Genomic DNA, 17,919 nt, shown 5'->3' on the forward strand with positions numbered 1-17,919 from the left:
ATCTTAGAAACTGATCTAAGAGTGCAGCCTTCTATTATCTTGATCGGTTCGTATCACGCTACTCTTTTGCCTCATAGACGATATTTTGCAAATCTTTGATATTATAGGTGTCGTCTTGAATGCGCCATTCGCCTTGGTCCTGTAAAAAAGTAATATCACCTGATAATGGAATGTTCTTTAACTGTTTGCCTTCGCGATCAGTAAAGACCAGATTCAGTCTATATTCTACAAGGATCCAATCGTTCTTGCTCTCTTTGATCTCCACGAGTATATTTTCGGGATGGAGTAGAGCCTTCTCCTTGTCGGCAACCATTAGCGGTAACGTCGCATACCGATTAGCCATGTAGGCCTCATAGTTCTTCTCCGTCAAAAATGGTTTCATGGTCTCCCCTTTGGCGAGCAGCCCCTCTACGGTTAGTGTATCTTCATAATCGGCATAATCCACGGTCAATTCCTTTTTTTTATACTCCAGTGACATATCGAGAGCCTTCTGTTCATCCTGAGCCGTTGCCTTATCGTTCGTTACCATACTCGGATCGCTGGTTGGGGGTGGTATCTCCTGAACAGGATCACTCGTCTTCGATTCAGTACATCCCATAATCATCCCTGAAAGTAATAAAGCACTCATTAAGCAGATTACCTTACGCATCATTGTTTCATCCTTTCGCGTCATCATTACTTTCAATTATCACCTTTATTTGGTTAATTTGTCCAGTATTTAGACGCATTATCGGATTCTAATTAGATTTCAAGTATCCAAACTTCAGTTTAACGAACATTTATAACGATTCTTTGCATAAAAAAACCACACTAGATTTCTCTAATGCGGCTCTTCATCCTTATTTTTTGGAATACACGATCTTCTTGATACTGTCGATGGACAGGAAAAATCGTTCGGTCAGCTCATGCACGGTTAAACCTGCAGCGAACAGGCGCCGGATCTGCTCATTACGCTCCTTCACAACCGCCCTGTTGCCCGATTTTTCGCCCCACTTTTTGTGAGCTTCCTTCGGTTTTGGAATATAAACCAGCCCACCTGGGATGTGCCTCTGGATCTCTTTTAATAATTCTTCCGGCAAGATCGCATCTGCATTGATATATTTCATGCTGCTCCGCTCCTTAAAATTAGTCTTTTTAAGGCAGCAGAGTCATACGACGTACACTTCTGAGTTCTATGTGGCGGAAAGGAAAGACATGGCTCTATGCAAACAACCGCCGTTGTTCATCGCATGGACTCTGCATAGAGCGGATCTTGAAACCTCTTATGAATTGAATCATGGTAGCCCCCCATTCGGCACCCATATATAGGTGCTGTTTGATCCCTTCACATGAACCATTCGATCAAAGCACGGCAATATCCTCTTATTAAACATAAGCATCATGAATACTGGCTCAGACTCTTCTCCAGCATCTCCCGGACAGCATGCTGCAAGGGTGCTGGCGAGACCACCTTGACTTCCGGGCCATAGGCAAGCAGCTTCCGGGCAGTGAACGGGAACTCCTCCAGAGGGACCATCCCTCTCCATTCATTGCCTTGAATCGAATTGAACAGCACATCGGAACGCGCGAGCCTTGACCCAAACTCGGTGAAGTGCAGCACCACTTCTGCCCCCTCTCTGTCGTCTTCGGACTTAAACCATGCTTGCAAACTGGGAATGGACTCATCTGTGGAATCAAGCAATCTCAGCTGCTGCATGCGGTCCACACGATATAACAGCACCCGCTCCTTATGACGTGCGGGCATGTACCAAAATCCACCGTCATAATAGATGCCGATCGGGTAAGCCCTTGTTGTTTTACTGCCATTCCGGGAATGATACGTGAATTCAATCTCTTTTTTATCTACGGCAGCATTCAAAATCTCTGTCGTCAATATCTCTAAGTGCTCGCCCGGATGCTGTATAAACGTCACATGTTCTCTCATTCGTACAATCAGATCCTGTACATCCTGCGGCAAGCTGGAGAAATACTGCTCTGCCAAATGCTCTCGCATCGATCCATACGGAAAATCAGGAACCCGCTGCAAATATTTAATCATCAGAAACAGGCCTAGTGCCTCATGCTGTGTCAGTTGCAGTGGCGGCAGGATCCGATTAGGCAGAACCTTGTAACCCCCATTCACACCGACTTCCGTGTACAAAGGAAACCCCATCTCCTGCAGCGCATCCAAGTCACGCTGAATGGTACGAACGGATACACCGAATCGTTCTGCCAACTCACGGGCTGTGAACTTTTTTCTGGAATCCATCAATCTCATAATGGCGAGTTTCCGGCCATTCATGGGTTCACCACCTAACTACGTCAACTTTTGTCATAGTTTAAGTGTATCATACGTAACAGAAGGGAGCGATAAAATCATGTCCAATAAAGTAGTGCTGTACATTGCGATGAGTCTGGATGGTTATATTGCAAGAAAGGACGGTTCGGTAGATTGGCTGTTTGACGTGGAAGGTGACGGTGGAGATAACGGGTATGCTGCATTTTATCAAACGATTGGAACGGTAGTCATGGGCCGAACCACGTACGAAGATGTGCTTAAGCTATCCGAAGATTTCCCTTATGCAGACCGACCCACCTATGTACTCTCCCGTTCGGAGCAGCCACCAGCACCACATGTGCAATTTACAACCGAGCCTGTAGAAATCCTTATTCCCCATTTAAAACAGGCTTCCGATGACGATCTGTGGATTGTCGGGGGTGGTCAACTGGTTCAGGCTGTGTTGGAAAAACAGCTGCTTGATGAAATTGAGGTTGCCGTCATTCCGAAAATTCTTGGGGAAGGCATTCCCCTATTTCCCGAGGGAACGGTACCGAGCAACCTGAAGATGATCGGGACGCAGACACTCGGTCAGATCATCTCCATCCGGTATCAGGTTCAGGTATAACCCAACTCAGGATAAGAAAAGGACCACACTGCCCACGAGGGGGTTAAGTGTGGTCCTTGTTTTTATCCAGGCCAGGGCTATTACGACATTCTGCGTTAAGCCAACATTCCTTGCAGGTATCCTTTTAACGTCTCTGCTGCCCGCCGATGGGACAACTCGCCAGGATGCGCCCTCGCTCCCATGGTCTCTTTCGTTGTATCCGGGAGCTGCAGAACAGATGCCTTTCGGTCGCCTGTCCGCTTCATATAACCATCCACTGCACGATAGATGGCAGGCATCATGGGAAAACCAAGCATGCCATAGGCCCAAACAAGCTGAGCCTTCGGATTGTACTGTCGAAGTTTGGCCAGGAATCGGTCTACCGCCTCCTCAAAAGCAGCCAAATCCTCTTCATGATAACTTCCGTCTTCGTTTAAACGCTGCTTATGCACCTTTCCAGACACCGGATCCCTCCATTCCGCTGTCTGGAAAGCACCTCCATCGTTACTTCCCAGATTGATCACAACCACGTCCGGCTGCCAGGACTCAAAATCATGCAGCTCCCCGGCCCCGAGCGCCTGGTTTTTCTCACCCGTGAGCAGGCCGCAGACTTGTTCATAATAATCAGGAATATTATTGTTCGGGTTGTTGTCCCAGCTTGTGAGTGTACCCCAACCACTCTGGGATATCACCCTGTATTCCGCGTTCATTGCCTCTGCTGTCATGTACGTATAGTTATGTATCGCACTGAACCACATTGGAATCCAGTCTTCTTCCGCTCTGGCCCCTATCGCGCCTTCTCCAGATGTTATGCTATCACCAATAAATTCAATCTTGTACGGCTTCTCTTCCACAGGCAGGAATGTGCCATCCGACTTCAAGGCATGAAGCTGCAATGCGGAGCCCGGGTCTGCACTCATCGCTTGCACGTCCTTGACGACTTTTACGTTTTTTACTGTATCCTCGCTCATGCCCCGGAAGATACAGATCCAATACCGTCCTGCAGTGACCATCTGCCTGCTTACAGGAACACCATTGATCAGAATACTGATCCACGGTTCATAGATATCGTAGTCCGACTCCACTTCCACCCACAGCTCAGAGCCTGTGACTTGAAGTTCGATTGCGCTGCCTGTCCAAAATAACGTCAGAGGTCCCCGCTGCTCTGTTGTCCTACCATGCACCTTCAGGTTCTGTATCTCTGACAGGGCAAGCACCTGTAACTTGTCATTCGTTTTCACCATGTATTCCTCCTGCCTGTTTTGACCCACTTGAGCAAGTGGGTTTCGTCATCCTATTCTTTTAGAAAACGATCCACATGCTCCTGGTACTTCTCGTACCATGATCTCCACTCATCCTTGCGTGACTCCAGCGTGCGGTCGTCCAGCAGCGCACCTATCACATCCAGACAGACATGCCATCCGGCAAGATCTCTTGGTGTATGGCTTGTCATGGAATGAATGATCTCTGTCAAAACAAGACGGCAGCCCTCCTGTACAGGATGCAGCTCGAACCTCACCTCATCTTCCCCCCAGGTGTATGCAAGAACGGAGTAAGGCTCCAGATGTGTGATTCTCATTTCTTCAAATGTCCCATCGCCCATGTCAAACTTGATCAGTCCGCCCTCTCGCAGATCTTCAATTCGCAATTCGGGGAACCATCCATGCAGCTTATCGTTTTCCGTTAAAAAGGACCATACCTTCCGTACATCATGCTGCCACAAGCGATCAAAACGGGCCACAACGTCATTCGAAACCAATTTCAACTCAGCTATCATGGGTAGACCTCCTCCAATTGATTAGCTCAATTCATGCAGGATATGAAGCGCTTCCTCTTTTGTTTTTACGAAGAACACATGCTTGCCATTATTGCACTCATAAATGAAATCCTTCAGACTTTTGCTGCTGTAGCCGTCAAAATCACCAATGATGGCAAGCTTCACCTGGTAGTTAACATACTTTTGCAAAATCTCACCGGCCAGCTTCGTCTTCAGATCGAAGAATTCTTCCGTAATGTTGGATTTGTCGATGATCAGCTTGTATGCCTCGTTCAGATAATTTACCGACGCCATCAGATCCAGTGCATCTTGCACTTCGCTGATGACGATGTCGTTACTCTCAATAATGGCAACCTTGGAGTTACCCTGTTGATCGATCGTAATATCCATTTCACGTGCTCCTTCCATATCTCATTTCCCTATACTATCTCGCATTTCCTTCGCTAAAAGCAATGTGTTTTTCACAATCAGAATGGAAATTTTCGCTCCTCCGACAATCTGGGTTTGCTTCTTATTTGTAATCACACGCTGGAATTCCTCTGCTATAATGGATTTATTTCCTATAGAAATTATATTTCGAGATTTGCCTAAGAAAGAGGGATGCTACCATGGACATGAAGTGGCTCGATTGGGCTAAACAGATTCAGGCTATTGCTCAGACCGGTTTAACTTATGGCAAAGATGTATACGATATCGAACGCTACGAGGAATTAAGAAAGATTAGTGTGGATATCTTGGCTAACTACACTTCTGTAAACAAGGAGAAGATATCACTCACTTTCGCGAGTGATTCTGGATATGCAACGCCCAAAGTCGATATTCGAGGTGTTGTTTTCAAGGATAACAAAATCCTTTTGGTGCAGGAAAAAATAGATGGAGCCTGGGCCTTGCCCGGTGGATGGAGCGACATCGGCCTCTCTCCATCGGAGGTTGCCGTGAAGGAAATCAAGGAAGAATCCGGCTTCGATGTAGTGCCCCTGCGCCTGTTGGCCGTATTGGATAAGAAATTCCATGGCCATCCACCCGAACCTTATCATATCTACAAGATGTTTATTCAATGCGAGATTACAGGTGGTACAGCTGAAATCGGTGTGGAAACCAGTGCAATCCAGTTCTTCGACAGGCATGATCTGCCTGAGCTTTCGCTTGAAAGAAATACAGCAGAGCAGGTGAAGACCATGTTTGAGTTTCTGGATCATCCCACCAAAGAAGTTATTTTGGATTAAAGTTCACCACATAAAGATAGCGACTCTCCCTCTGTGGTTAAAGTCGCTATCTCTATGTTTGTGTTTGTGTTGGTCATGACTTTCCATCCGGGTGGAACGTGTTCTCCGCTTCCGCTCCTTTAATAAGGTTCCTCTTTGGGATGGACACCACAAAGGCTGCTCCCTTCTCGTTTCGCTCGGCCGATTCGACGGTAATGTGCCCTTCCAGAGACTGGACTATATCTCGAACATGGGATAGACCAATTCCTGTTGCGGCAATGCCTGCCTGATTGAATTTCGTCGTATAGCCAGGTTCGAAAATAATATTTCGCTTGGCTTCAGGTATTCCTTTGCCAGAATCGATTACCGCAAAATGTACATCCTCATCCTGTTCATATACCTGTATCCGAATAGTCCCTTCGAACTCGATCACTTCCACAGCATTGGCGATCAGATTGTTCATCACCGTTAAGAGTGGAATGTAAAAAGGCGATTCGCAATTATACTGCTGCTCCATTTGAATTTGTATTCTTTTATCCAGCATCTCAGCGTATTTAAGATTGCCCTTCACGGCGAAATTCAGAACCTCCGACAGGCTCATGTTGACTGCCTTCTCGCTGTCATATAGTTTCAGCAGTCCGGCCAGGATGCGCTGCGAGTCTTTCTTCACCTCATGGATCTGCTGAGCAATCCCCAGTGTCCGCTGACTGTATTGATTCATGTCCTGTTCCCTAAGATCCCGATAGAGGTCGTAGCTATCCGCCGTTATGCCTTCGATTGTCTTCATGGCCTTTTTCAGATAGAAGACCTCTCCATAGAGACCGGAGTTTACATTGAGCATTTGCTCCATCCGCTTCTCCTGCTCCGCATGCATGAGCCTCATCTGTCTTACCGCGATACTGTTATACAAACCGCTGATGAAATAACTTCTTAGCCCACCCACAACGAGCAGATACAGCCATTCTCTCATATCGAAGATGCTGGTCCCATTCAATACACCGCGAATGAAAAGCTCAATGAGATTGGAGGAAAAATCAACACATGTAATTAAGCCACCCAGGAGAAGTGGTTGGATCTCGTGAAACCTGTTCTTGAACTTGCTAAGACCATAAGAGAAGGCGATATAATAGATGCCAGCTCCAATGTTGTCATGCAAACTTTCCAGGACCGACATCGAATTTACATCGTACAGTAAATCTACGGATTGCACGATAAAGCTCACGATACCCGTCAGAATCCCCGTCTTCACATAAGACAGATGCGGCATGATCATAAGCAGGAACAAAAGGATACTCACGCCCAAGCCGATTCGAAAATAGTCTTCCTGAAAAGGATTTATCTTAAATTGCGCACCAATGGCTGTAGCCAGGGCGACCGCCGTCATTTGTACATTTTCATTTTTAAGCCAATTACGCATATCTTTCTCCTACATGCCCGATTAGCGCTTGCAAATACCGTTCGGGCTTCTAATGCTGTATATAGTAACATACGTATTCATCTTTAGAAAATTAACGAAGCAGCATAGCAACATCTGAGTTTTTTTTACTACATTTCAAAAGCCCGTAAACCTGCCTAACAGCCGAAATATTACTTTCAAGTGCGTATATGACTTCAAGGTGCGTACTTCACACCTTTCTTTTGCTGGCTCACAATAATGTACAGGAAAAGAAAGGAGCATGCCCATTGAAACCCGATCAACCTATTACACGCTACACTGCTCTCGTTATTGGTGCGGGCGGAGTCATTGGAAGTAATCTTATTGATTATCTGACGACACTTCCGGAATGGAATGTCATTGGTGTATCACGCCGCGGAGGGCAAAACTCTCCGAGACTTCGTTATATATCGGTGGATTTATTGAATGAAGCCGATACTCAGGCCAAGCTGAGTCCATTGACGACGGTCACTCACATTTTTTATGCTGCTTATCAGGATCGCCCTACTTGGTCCGAATTGGTACAACCCAACCTGGCAATGCTCGTCAATGTGGTCAATGCCCTTGAGCCCATCGCCCCCAACCTCCAGCATATTAGTCTAATGCAAGGTTATAAGGTATACGGTGCTCATCTGGGCCCGTTTAAAACACCTGCACGGGAAACGGATGCACACCATATGCCGCCTGAATTCAATGTGGATCAGCAGCAGTTTCTTGAGAGAAGGCAGACCGGAAGCGGCTGGACCTGGTCGGCCCTGCGTCCGTCTGTTGTGTGTGGTTTCGCACTCGGTAATCCAATGAATCTCGCCATGGTTATTGGAATATATGCGTCCATCTCCAAGGAACTTGGGCTGCCACTTCGCTTCCCCGGTAAGCCAGGTGCTTACCACTCCCTGCTCGAAATGACCGATGCTGCCCTGCTGGCTCGTGCTACCGTTTGGGCGGCAACCGACCCCCGCTGCGCCAATCAGGCGTTTAATATTACCAATGGCGATTTATTTCGCTGGAATGAACTTTGGCCCAAAATCGCTGCCTTTTTTGAACTAGAAACGGCACCTCCACTGCCGCTCTCGCTCGCAACGGTGATGGCAGACAAAGAAAGTCTTTGGAGATCCATGATTGAGAAATATGGCTTGATGGAAACCTCCTATGATGACGTCTCTTCCTGGGCCTTCGGCGACTTTGTATTCTCATGGGATTATGATTTCTTCGCAGATGGTTCCAAAGCCCGCCGCTTTGGCTTTCATGATTTTGTTGAAACTGAATCTATGTTTATGGATATATTCGCGAATTTGCGTGAGCGCAGGATCATTCCGTAATGGAATATTAAATGCAAAACAAGCGGATTCCCAGACCTCGGGAATCTGCTTGTTATGTATTTCCCGGTTAACCATCCGAGGTGGGAGGCTTAAACAGAATTTTCGCTCGATTACCATATACTTTTTCAACATGGGTATCTCCCCATCTGCACATCGAATGGAGAATCTCCTTAAGACTCCACCCATATTCCGTTAGCTCATATTCAACCTTCGGTGGAATTTGATGATGGGAAATACGGGATATGATTCCCGCCTCCATAAGTTCACCAAGCTGCTGGGTCAATACTTTCTGAGCAATGGCAGGCATGAGCTTCATCAATTCACCATTACGTTTTTTGCCAAAAGTAAGATGGAACAGAATAACGGGCTTCCATTTGCCGCCGATCACTTCAAGTAAAGCTTCGACTGCAGTATTATATACTTTGATCGGTTCCTGCATATATCTCCTGCCTCCCTCTACACCATTTTCCCTTCTAGTCTACAATACAATCACTTTGTAATTTAATTATAGACCATGGTACATCGTTATCAGCCAATAAAAAAAGCAGCCCTCGGGGCCGCTGGACATTCTTCATTTCAAGCTCTGCAGAATGTTTTTCATTTTGTTGTAATGCCCGCTTACCCGGTCAACCATGTAGTTATACATGAGCTGGTTCTCCGACAGGTTCGCCATTTCGGCATCAATGTCCACATTATTGCCGTTGTTGTTCATCGTTGTTTCGTTGTTCTCCACAATCCGGTATGGAACGACAGAAGAATTGAGATCTTTGGCAGGCAGATGCTTCGGATGTGTCCGGTGCATATCCAGCTCCCGGGTTGTACCATTTTCCACGATACGTCTCAGTGCTTCTTCAAACTCCACCGATTTCTTTTTGTAATTGGGTGTGTCTGCATTGGCAATATTGTCAGTGGTGACCTTGTGCTGCACGTTCAGCACTTGCAAAAGAGATTCATTGCGTCTTGACGTGTTGGTTTCAATCACGGCTCAGTCTCCTTCAGAGCATAATGGTGCAGTCCCAATTATCATAAGAAAAAAAGTTGCCCTCTGTCAACATTCACTCAATTCTTACATATAAAACTCAACACAACATTAGCGATTCAGCTTCTCAAAAATCTCCGCCAACTTCTCCCGGTCCTGTGCTGTTAACTTTTCAAATAACGCTCTGCGCAGCTTTTGTCCCTCCATGGATGCTCTGCCAAGAACTTCGGAACCATCCTCGGTGATATCCAGGTAACTATTGCGGCGATCGGATTCATCAACGACCCTGACAGCCAGTTTTTTTCCGACGAGCTTGTCCGATAAATAACTGAGAGTCGGCGGGGTAAGCCCCAGTACTTTCGCAATATCGGATGGTCGACTTTTTCCGTTTTGCTTCAAATGGGAAAGCACAAGAACATGAGATACGCCCAGGTCCTCATTAAATGATTTGTTCCACTGTATAATCAACTTGTTGGTGAAGGTATCCATATTGTGTATGATTTCAAAAATTGTTTTCTCTTCCATAACTGCCTCCTCATAAAAAAGACAGCCCCTAATGAAAATTAAGAGCTGTCATTATTCTACACACTATTGTGCGGAGTATCCACCATCAATAACCAGCTCGGAACCGGTAATATAGGAGGAATCATCGGAAGCCAGGAACAGTGCCGCTTTGGCAATATCCATAGCTTGACCCAGACGCTGTAGAGGCGTTGCCTGAATCAGCCGACCAAGCAGTTCTTGGGACGTGCTAAGGGATTGGGTCATGGGCGTTTCGATAATCCCTGGGAAAAGAGCATTGACACGAATGCCCTGACGTCCGAATGTCGTAGCCGCTGCTTTGGACAACGCACGTACCGCGCCCTTCGACGCCGAGTAGTGATTGAAGCCCTGCCCAATCATTGCAGTATACGAAGAAATATTAACGATGGAACCTTTCTTCTGAGCGGCCATATATGGAGTCACATGCTTCATACCCGCAAACGGGCCAAATCCGTTAATGGAAAGCATCTTCTCCCAGTCCTGTGCGTTGATCTCCTCAAATGGTTTTTCGGATGAGATACCTGCATTGTTGACCAAGATATCTATTTTGCCAAATCGCTCGTTGACGACCTTCGCCAGTGCCTCCCAGTTCTCGTCTGACGCCACGTTTAATTTCATTCCATATACATTCTGCTTCTGGCTAGCTGTCTCCAGCGCTGCCTCATTAATATCCGCTGCAATCACGATGGCGCCTTCCTGTGCAAAAAGATCCACCATGCACTCGCCAATGCCTGAAGCTCCGCCTGTAATAATAGCTACTTTACCTTCCAATTTTCCCATGTCCGTTGCTCCTCACTTTGTTTTGAATGTTTGTTTATAGGAATAAAGCCAGCAATGAAGGCTTATACGCTTTGCATAAACTTCTCGAAATCAGGAACCGTTGGATTAGCGATATAATGCCCGCCTTCCACCTGAATCGTCTGGCCGGTAATAAATTTGGACTCGTCGGAAGCCAGGAATAGGACGGTATGTCCAATATCATCCGGTTCTCCGTGATAAGGCAGTGCATTATATTTTGCAAACATATTCAACACGTCCGGTGGCATGTTATCCTGCGCTGCCGGTGTCAAAATCAGACCGGGTGCAACAGCATTACAACGAATGTTGTGCTTCCCGTATTGGGCTGCAATATACTTGGTAAGATTGACTACACCTGCTTTGGAAGCACCGTAAGCTACACGAACAGCATCACCCGTAAAGCCTGCCATCGATGCTGTATTGATGATGGAACCCCCGCCAGCACGGATCATATGAGGAATGGCAAATCTGCAGCCCAGAAGTACACTCTTGAGGTTAACATTCATCAGTCGATCCCATTCATCCAGGTCTACATGAACTACGTCCAAATCCTTCTTGAGGTTGGTCAACCCCACATTGTTAAACAAGCATGTGAGTTTAGCGTACCGCTGTGCCGTAAATTCAATCGCTTCTTGAATTAAAGTTTCTTTTGCAGCATCGACAAATATGCCTACGGCATCGCCTCCTCGAAGCTGAATGTTTTTGGCAGCTTCTATAGCCCCATCGACATTAAAATCGGCAATGACGACTTTAGCACCTTCCGCAGCCATCAAGTTGGCAGCGGATAAACCGATGCCGGAAGCTCCTCCGGTAACAAGCACAACCTTGTCTTTCATTCTGTCCATATTCACCACGCTCCTTATATTTAAGAAACCTGTAATGGTTCTAAGATGATTATTATTTAGATATATAACTATTAGATGTCTAAATAATAGCACCAGACTATCCGATATGCAATGGCATGGACACATTTAACTTATTTTGGTTATCGCGTGAACTAAAATACCCTGTCCAACGCTCTCATTTGGAATGAAAGAGTCAAACAGGGTATTGGGTAGACTAACTTAAATTGAATCAGAAAGGTCAGGGCGGCGATTGTCCTCATTGACCAGACTACGAACAAAGGTATCAAAGTCGGGAGCAATCCAGGTGATCTTGTAGTTGTTTCCCTTATCCACATGAACAACCTCAGGCTCACCCGCATTATCCGATGCACGGTAATCCAGCATAATGATCTCAGCATCGGATGGGCACTTACATAGAACCACACCAATCTCCGGATAGCCACCTTGCTCAATGATCCACCTGCTGCCTTCTTCACCGCACAGGGAATGCTTCTTCTCCTGGCCGATGCCCAGCATTCCCGAAATCTCAATGAGTCTCTTCTCTGCAGCCCCAGCCTCGCTGACTGGAACATATCGATAACGAGGGATCCCACCATTATGTAATTTCATCATGTCGACATAAGCTCTAGGCAATTTGAAAACGAGCCGATCCTCTACCGACTCAACCTGTTCGTCCGTAGGTGAAGGCAGAACCCAGTTCTGCAAAGCTTCGGCGTTGTCATCCCAGAAATCCGTGGAATTCGGATCACTAACACTGGGCTGCTCCATGGAGATTGCCGGGACGGATTGAGCCGTCTCCTGAGTTGTCACTTGAGTTATTTCCTCAGCAGGCTTCTCGACTGTTTTACTGCGAATCCATTCGAGAAACTCCTGTGTATCTTCATCTCCCGGATCCAGCCGGTCTGCTGTTTCAAAAGCCTCACGTGCCTTCTCATATTGCTCCAGGTAATAATATGCCAGACCAATGCGATATTGCCACAAGGGGTCGTCCTGACCCTCTTCGGCAACCGTCAGAAATTGTTCAACTGCCTCTTCGTAACGCTCCAGGTTGTTCAGCGCTCTACCCAAATGACCGATCAGCTCATAGTCGCGCTCTTCCACATCAATGGCTGTAATTGCGTCCACAATCTCTTCGAATTCATCCTGTTCATGCCACTCTTCCAGCTGCTCCAATAACTCTTCTCTCATCCTTCGTACCTCCCTGATCATTCGCTCGATATCCCTTGCTGAGAATTATACCATTTATCAGATTGCCTTCTCCAGCAATGCCATTCCTGACTAGTATTCAAGTTGGCCTCATGCCATATTCAGCACGAGCGAATAGGTTGTGAAGATCCAGGAGTTTGCCAGATCGGCTGCTGCATTTCTACTAACCCGCACAGAGGGTTTTAGCTCCTGCACATCATCCGTTGAAGATCCTACTGAAAAGCGCAGCAGCTTTGTGTATTTCTTGATATACTTTCCCACTTCCTCGTAGAATGCATGCGTTAACGGGAGATGTTCACGAATATCTTCATAGATATAATACTTCCCTTTTTCATCTTCAAGATATACTTGAAATCCTTTGGGAAGTGAGAGCATCATGCTCGGTAATTCGTCCTCCGCCCACGCTCCGTGATAAGGAAAGCTGATTCCTTCGTTTTTTATAAAAAAACCAGAGATCTTATCATCCAGCTTCATCGTTATGGAGTATACAAAATGGGGGTGGTAATGGAGCTTTTCCTGTCCTGTAAAGTACTGATAATAAGTGGTATAAGCTTCGTGTACCTGATTTAGATCATGGGTGGTTCTTGCAGCATTCGAAAGACCAAACTGAGCTTCCTTTTGTTCAAAAAGCTCTAAAATCCCTTTGAATTCCTCTGGTGTTACCAGAAACTTAAGCTTATAAAATCCACTGTGTTTCAAGCGATCCATGGTTACCACCCCCAAGTGTGATGTCATATTACTGAAGAATGAAATTCTTCAAATGTGTATAAAACAGGTCGGTTACCCTTTCCACGCATCCGGCCTATTCTCCTGCTTCATCTTAGGAATACTAGTCGTTACTTTGGCTCTTCCGGATCGGAATCCATATCTCGCTTCTGTACTGCGGCAAGGTAACATCCTTGTGCTCATTCCACAGAATTTCCGGTCCTTCGCTAAGTTCATAATCGGACGAAGGAAACCACTCGGCGTAGATTCGTCCCCACACATCCTGAAGCGCACTCGGAAAGGGGCCAACTGCAGTAAACACAGCCCATGTCGATGCGGGTACTTCCAAGCATGCCAGGCCCTCGGGGGCCACTTGGGTCGTTGCTGCACCGATATAATGATCCAGTTCGCCCTTCTCCTCCATCCGCTCTTCGCTAAAATGAGCCGAAGCACTGATGATCCCCAGCGGCTGAACATTCGACACCCCTTTGATCGTCTCGATCAATTCTGGGGTGAGCTGCTGATACATCGCAGCAATGTCGGGGTTTACCCCATTGAACACGATCGGTACCCTTTTACAGATTCCCACAATCCGAAAGGCTTCCTTCTCTTCAATACGGTAGTTCATTTCACTTCCTCCTTGAATGGTCAATTGAAATGTCATCCGGGGGAAGGCCTTGAGCGAAGGGCCATGATTCCTCGCTTCCGAGGGTGTGACCCCATGCATGCTCTGAAATGCCCTGGCGAAGGAGTCCGGTGAGGTATATCCATATTTGAGCGCAACATCGATGACTTTGCTGTCATGACTGCTGAGCTCCATTGCTGCCAGCGTCAAGCGCCGGCGACGGATGTACTCGGATAAGGTCATACCGCTAAGAAAGGAGAACATTCGTGTAAAATGATATTCCGAGCAGCACGCGATTCGCGCGACCTCTTTCATATCCAATGTCTCCGTCAGATTCTCCTCAATATAGGCTAACCCCTCATTCAGCCGTGCCAATGTATTCATCATCAATCCCTCCCCCATTGATCCAAGCATAACAAAGCTCTTCTTCCGGCATCCGACATTCCCTGCACCATTCTGCAGGCAGCAATGTATTGATCCGCAGACGGCCAGCATAGACGGCGAATTCTCCATTTTGTATCAAGGCCGTTCCTCTTACTTGTCATGTACATATTTTATAGAAAGATCGTTTTGAACCTCACGGATAAGGAGCGCGATCGAATGGGAGCCAGCCCCGGTACAGTCAAGACCAAACAAGGCGTGTCTATCATTGCCTGCACCAAACGCCAGCATTATATCCATAATCTATTTAAAAATTACAGCCGACAGAAGCATTCCAGGAAAGAGATGATCGTTATCGTCAATAACGATAATATCCCTCTTGCTCCTTATCAAAGCTTAGCCAAAAAGCTTCGGAACGTACACGTTTTTCGTCTACCGGAACGTACCTCTCTCGGTGCTTGCCTCAATTATGCGATCAAGAAAACAAAATACAGCTATATTGCCAAGTTTGATGATGATGATTACTATGCTCCCTACTATTTGAAGGAAAGCCTGCAGACCTTCAAGAGGACAAATGCCGATGTCATTGGCAAGCGAGCACATTATCTATATTTAAAAGGACCCAGGAAGCTGCTCCTTCGCTTTCCCCAGGATGAACATCGCCCTGTAACCCTCCTTCCTGGTGCTACACTTGTCTTTAAACGACATGTATCCAGCCATGTCCAGTTTCCGAATCGAAGCGTCGGTGAAGATGATCTGTTTTGCATAAGAAGTAAACGGAAGGGATACAAGGTATACTCGGGAGGCAAGCATAACTTTGTCGCGATCCGCAGGAAAAACTCCTCCGGCCACACTTGGATCATCAGTGATCGCGAACTCCTCTCGCAGAGCAAGAAGATCCGAACAACGAAGCATTATAAGCGATATGTACAGAAAAAACCGAAGGGCAAATTCTGATGGCAGCTGATCTACGCGCTCAATTTAAATTTTTCTTCCACATAGTTAAATTATTATTTGAAGCATAAGTGAGTCATCAGCTTATTGTTTCATAACTCTGTACCGAGTCTACATCCACAAAAAAAGAAGAGCAGCGGAGCTGCCCTTCTTTTTTGCACAAATCGCAATCGTTAAACTCAAACCAGGTACTCCGCCATAATCTGCTCGATGTCATACGGGGTAACCCCTTGCTCCAACGAATAGATTGTATCTGCCTGATCCAGCGTATCTACCCGTTCACCTCGGGCCTTTACATGCAGCATGAACAGGTCGTATAGATCTGGCTTGCGCAATCCGGTCATGGCTTTGCCCATCAAGACCATTCCCTTTTCATTGCCCTCTACATTGTTGTAATAGTTTGGGTGGCTGGTTAGGGCAAGATCGGTCCATATCACCGTGCGATCTACCAGATCAAGTATGACAGGAATCGTAATCTGTGTATCGGCTGTAATATCAATTTTGTTAGCCACCGTAGATGGTTCAAAAATCTCACCCGACCCTGGCTTCTTGCGCATCATCCACCCCGCGAAGCATTCCGGAAGATCGCAATACGGATGACTCGTGAACGACAGCAATGAAGCAACGACATACCGCCCTCCATAATTAACGATCGACGGAATATGCAAGTCAATGAACTCGCATGCACCCTGCGGAGCCGATACGATATCTCCGCTGTGAACAGCCTTATACTTGGTGGAACGCAAATTCGTATAAGAGATGTGCTCAACATAATTCCAGTTCTCGTCATACATCACCGCAGACAGGTCAATATCGACGCGTCCTGTGTCCTGCCCGTTGACCATGCCTTCCTTCCACCAGTTGAAGAAACGAATGGTATCTCCTTCGCCCATGGGTACCCGGCTCCCTCTCACGAGGGTACGCAGGGCCTTGCTCGCGGAACGTTGGGAAAAAGGCACAAGATAGTCATGGAGCTGTTCATCGATATACGTCTTACCCAGCGGGGGAAGAGCTGCGAACCGTTCGACCAGAGCCTGCTCGCACAATTGCACAACTTCCCGGCATGTCGCCTCATCCAGCTCTGGCAGCTGATTCGGAACGCCAAATGCCTTTGCCACGTTGCCTTTAGGGAAAAAGACACGAAGATCCTGTGGTTCATTACGCTGGGCAAAATGTTGTCTCACCTGCAGCAGCACCGGCGTCGATACCTGTGCAGTTACCTCACTAAATGCCAACAGTACATAGGCCTCATCCTCGGTGATTCGCAGTAGATGATCCAGTCTTCTGGCAAACTCACCCGGACGCTGTGACAGCAGATCGATCAGGCTCCAGGTGTTGCGATACTGGAACGCCAGCTCTACGCTTCCGTTGAAGGTGGTAAACGGCTTCTTATTGCGCAGAATATCAAAGGCTTCATCGCAGCGAGGATACCGAGACTTATATTCGGAAGGATGCAGAATCTCCCCCAGACGAACCCAGCGGTTTTTATAACGCAGCATGTCTTCAGTGATCGGCCCGCATTGCTCCAGTAGCCCCAGCAATAGACGTCTCTCACGACGTTTGAACTTGCGAAAGCGTGCAGGCGCAGCCAGACTGACATCCCCGTCCGACCAGGCAGCAGCCAGACGCAGGACGTCCGTGGCCGTTTTGAAGTACGGGCCGATTCGTTCCAACCTCGCCTTTTCATGTTTCAACAGCGAAGCCACCACGAAGCCCACATTCTCCTTGAACGGAATTTCAGCAGGCAATATTGCATCTACCTCATCCGGTTCCGCATGTTCCAGTACTGTATCGATATCATTCTTGTCCGTCTCCGAAATGGAACCCTTTGCTTCAATCAGCTGGCGGATGAGTGTTCTGAACCCTTCCTCACTTCCCAAGTGGATCACTTTCAGATTGGTCTTGTCAGACAAAGGCTGTCTATCAACCGGTTCACGATCAGGATATACAAGGGTTAGGTAGTGAATGATGGCATTGAGATACAGCTCCGCTTCATCTTCCTGCATGACCTGCATGGGAAATCCCGGATACATCGGTTTGTACTTCACATGTGCCCCGACCATCTCTCTCAGATCCGCTACCAACTGAACAACGAATGCTTCAAACTGTTCATTGGATAATCTTCGTACGGCTTGCATCAGTTCATCGGAGAACGTGTATCCTAGCGTTTCAATATTTTTAAGGGCAGTAGCCAGGTAAGACTTGGGCAGTTGTTTCTCCCCTTGATGTTCGATAATCAGTTTGTTAGCTCGCCTTAAATAAATGGTGTTATGGTTCATGATA

Annotated in this window: 21 protein-coding genes; 4 read left to right on the plus strand and 17 right to left on the minus strand. The window is 46.9% G+C overall.

The features are described 5' to 3' along the window. Window positions 1-58: 58 nt before the first annotated feature. From PIL01S_RS10820 to PIL01S_RS10830, 3 genes are all read right to left on the minus strand, one after another. Window positions 59-628 (minus strand): hypothetical protein, encoded by a 570-nt coding sequence (locus tag PIL01S_RS10820; protein ID WP_127537540.1) that lies wholly within the window; start codon window positions 626-628, stop codon window positions 59-61. A 211-nt stretch (window positions 629-839) separates the two neighbouring features. Further along, entirely contained in the window at window positions 840-1,106 is a 267-nt protein-coding gene (locus tag PIL01S_RS10825; protein WP_127537541.1) for a CD3324 family protein, read from the minus strand. Window positions 1,107-1,378: 272 nt separating this feature from the next. Next, a complete protein-coding gene (locus PIL01S_RS10830) occupies window positions 1,379-2,281 on the minus strand; it encodes a helix-turn-helix transcriptional regulator (RefSeq protein ID WP_127537542.1) in 903 nt (300 codons plus the stop codon). A 76-nt stretch (window positions 2,282-2,357) separates the two neighbouring features. Here PIL01S_RS10830 and PIL01S_RS10835 point away from each other — a divergent pair, with 76 nt between their 5' ends. After that, window positions 2,358-2,885 (plus strand): dihydrofolate reductase family protein, encoded by a 528-nt coding sequence (locus tag PIL01S_RS10835; RefSeq protein ID WP_127537543.1) that lies wholly within the window; start codon window positions 2,358-2,360, stop codon window positions 2,883-2,885. Between the two features lie 95 nt (window positions 2,886-2,980). Here the strand turns inward: PIL01S_RS10835 and PIL01S_RS10840 are convergent, their stop codons facing one another. The 3 genes from PIL01S_RS10840 to PIL01S_RS10850 are packed head-to-tail and all read right to left on the minus strand — an operon-like array spanning window position 2,981 to window position 5,031. Continuing rightward, window positions 2,981-4,108 (minus strand): SGNH/GDSL hydrolase family protein, encoded by a 1,128-nt coding sequence (locus tag PIL01S_RS10840; RefSeq protein ID WP_371859951.1) that lies wholly within the window; start codon window positions 4,106-4,108, stop codon window positions 2,981-2,983. 50 nt (window positions 4,109-4,158) lie between these two features. Continuing rightward, window positions 4,159-4,641: an SRPBCC family protein gene (locus PIL01S_RS10845; RefSeq protein WP_127537544.1), complete on the minus strand. Its 483-nt coding sequence runs from the start codon at window positions 4,639-4,641 to the stop codon at window positions 4,159-4,161. A 21-nt stretch (window positions 4,642-4,662) separates the two neighbouring features. Further along, window positions 4,663-5,031: a DUF4180 domain-containing protein gene (locus tag PIL01S_RS10850; RefSeq protein WP_127537545.1), complete on the minus strand. Its 369-nt coding sequence runs from the start codon at window positions 5,029-5,031 to the stop codon at window positions 4,663-4,665. Between the two features lie 218 nt (window positions 5,032-5,249). On the opposite strand from PIL01S_RS10850, the gene PIL01S_RS10855 reads away from it, so the two are divergent. Next, on the plus strand, window positions 5,250-5,867 hold the full coding sequence (locus PIL01S_RS10855) for an NUDIX hydrolase (RefSeq protein ID WP_127537546.1): 618 nt from the start codon (window positions 5,250-5,252) through the stop codon (window positions 5,865-5,867). Between the two features lie 73 nt (window positions 5,868-5,940). On the opposite strand, the gene PIL01S_RS10860 is transcribed toward PIL01S_RS10855, so the two are convergent. Continuing rightward, complete coding sequence (locus PIL01S_RS10860; protein ID WP_127537547.1) at window positions 5,941-7,263, minus strand: sensor histidine kinase; 1,323 nt, start codon at window positions 7,261-7,263, stop codon at window positions 5,941-5,943. 266 nt (window positions 7,264-7,529) lie between these two features. On the opposite strand from PIL01S_RS10860, the gene PIL01S_RS10865 reads away from it, so the two are divergent. Beyond that, the gene (locus tag PIL01S_RS10865; protein WP_246058167.1) at window positions 7,530-8,600 is read left to right on the plus strand and encodes an SDR family oxidoreductase; all 1,071 of its coding nucleotides are present in this window, start codon (window positions 7,530-7,532) and stop codon (window positions 8,598-8,600) included. 67 nt (window positions 8,601-8,667) lie between these two features. Here the strand turns inward: PIL01S_RS10865 and PIL01S_RS10870 are convergent, their stop codons facing one another. The 9 genes from PIL01S_RS10870 to PIL01S_RS29475 all read right to left on the minus strand — a co-directional run bounded on the left by PIL01S_RS10870 (window position 8,668) and on the right by PIL01S_RS29475 (window position 14,824). Next, entirely contained in the window at window positions 8,668-9,039 is a 372-nt protein-coding gene (locus PIL01S_RS10870) for a winged helix-turn-helix transcriptional regulator (RefSeq protein WP_127537549.1), read from the minus strand. Window positions 9,040-9,171: 132 nt separating this feature from the next. Next, window positions 9,172-9,582 (minus strand): flagellar basal body rod protein FlgB, encoded by a 411-nt coding sequence (gene flgB, locus PIL01S_RS10875; protein ID WP_095360296.1) that lies wholly within the window; start codon window positions 9,580-9,582, stop codon window positions 9,172-9,174. A gap of 108 nt (window positions 9,583-9,690) precedes the next feature. Further along, window positions 9,691-10,104 (minus strand): MarR family winged helix-turn-helix transcriptional regulator, encoded by a 414-nt coding sequence (locus tag PIL01S_RS10880; RefSeq protein WP_095360297.1) that lies wholly within the window; start codon window positions 10,102-10,104, stop codon window positions 9,691-9,693. Between the two features lie 63 nt (window positions 10,105-10,167). Further along, window positions 10,168-10,902, minus strand: coding sequence for an SDR family NAD(P)-dependent oxidoreductase (locus PIL01S_RS10885; RefSeq protein ID WP_127537550.1), 735 nt, complete (start codon window positions 10,900-10,902; stop codon window positions 10,168-10,170). A gap of 62 nt (window positions 10,903-10,964) precedes the next feature. After that, window positions 10,965-11,765: an SDR family NAD(P)-dependent oxidoreductase gene (locus tag PIL01S_RS10890; RefSeq protein WP_127537551.1), complete on the minus strand. Its 801-nt coding sequence runs from the start codon at window positions 11,763-11,765 to the stop codon at window positions 10,965-10,967. Window positions 11,766-11,984: 219 nt separating this feature from the next. Continuing rightward, on the minus strand, window positions 11,985-12,953 hold the full coding sequence (locus PIL01S_RS10895; RefSeq protein ID WP_127537552.1) for an SMI1/KNR4 family protein: 969 nt from the start codon (window positions 12,951-12,953) through the stop codon (window positions 11,985-11,987). A gap of 108 nt (window positions 12,954-13,061) precedes the next feature. After that, window positions 13,062-13,679, minus strand: a complete 618-nt coding sequence (locus tag PIL01S_RS10900; RefSeq protein WP_127537553.1) for a hypothetical protein — start codon at window positions 13,677-13,679, stop codon at window positions 13,062-13,064. 121 nt (window positions 13,680-13,800) lie between these two features. After that, window positions 13,801-14,685, minus strand: a complete 885-nt coding sequence (locus tag PIL01S_RS10905; RefSeq protein WP_127537554.1) for an AraC family transcriptional regulator — start codon at window positions 14,683-14,685, stop codon at window positions 13,801-13,803. Next, entirely contained in the window at window positions 14,660-14,824 is a 165-nt protein-coding gene (locus PIL01S_RS29475) for a hypothetical protein (RefSeq protein ID WP_164764218.1), read from the minus strand. Before PIL01S_RS29475 ends, PIL01S_RS10905 begins: the two co-directional genes overlap by 26 nt. Window positions 14,825-14,901: 77 nt before the next feature. On the opposite strand from PIL01S_RS29475, the gene PIL01S_RS10910 reads away from it, so the two are divergent. Continuing rightward, window positions 14,902-15,639, plus strand: coding sequence for a glycosyltransferase family 2 protein (locus PIL01S_RS10910; protein WP_127537555.1), 738 nt, complete (start codon window positions 14,902-14,904; stop codon window positions 15,637-15,639). A 176-nt stretch (window positions 15,640-15,815) separates the two neighbouring features. Here PIL01S_RS10910 and PIL01S_RS10915 read toward each other — a convergent pair whose 3' ends face one another. Continuing rightward, on the minus strand, window positions 15,816-17,915 hold the full coding sequence (locus PIL01S_RS10915; protein WP_127537556.1) for a TerD family protein: 2,100 nt from the start codon (window positions 17,913-17,915) through the stop codon (window positions 15,816-15,818). Window positions 17,916-17,919: the final 4 nt, after the last annotated feature.

It is taken from the genome of Paenibacillus illinoisensis NBRC 15959 (assembly GCF_004000925.1).
GTDB classification, from domain to species: domain Bacteria; phylum Bacillota; class Bacilli; order Paenibacillales; family Paenibacillaceae; genus Paenibacillus; species Paenibacillus illinoisensis.